The 591-nt window shown below is 60.6% G+C and carries 1 protein-coding gene; it reads right to left on the minus strand.

Features of this window, described 5'->3' with window-relative positions; all coding sequences use genetic code 11:
• Nucleotides 1-591, minus strand: a 591-nt coding sequence (locus tag ACR0E6_RS22740) for a P-loop NTPase family protein (protein WP_480587666.1), incomplete at both ends; no start/stop codon positions are given.

The following is a 591-nucleotide window of genomic DNA, read 5'->3' on the forward strand; positions in this document are numbered from 1 at the left end:
GCTGGGGGGCTGCTTGTCTTCTATAAGCTGCTCCAGCAGATGGTCGTCGAAATCCGACAGCGTTTCCAGCAATTCAGTGCGGGCTTCCTGTTCGCGGTCCTCGACGGATTGAGGCAGTTCGATCAAGGCCGAGGGCTGGCCCTCCTGATATTTCCACGCACGTTCCGAGATCAGATCGACCGCGCCTATGATTGTATCGCCGTCGCGGATCGGGACCTGCCGCAAGGCGATGTGATGGGTGCAATAGGTCTGCAGGGCCGCGATGATGTCACGGATACGGCCGTTGGGGTTGTCCATTCGGTTGATGAATAGAAAGCAAGGGATGCCCGCCTCTTCCACCAGCCGCAGGTACGGCGCGCATAGAACGGCGGCATCGGGGTCTGGCGGGACGACAACCACGGCGGCGTCCGAGATCGCCATAGCTGGTCCAACATAGGCCAGCGCATCGCCGCCGCCATCCACGTCAACCGCGCACCACGGTTCGTCCAAATAAGAAAAACCGTGCAAATGCACGGTTCCGGAGATGTCGAATGTTGTCGGGCGCCCGTCGAGGCGGCTGATGGCCTCGACCAGAGTGGATTTGCCCGATTG

The organism is Ruegeria sp. AP12, assembly GCF_056540025.1.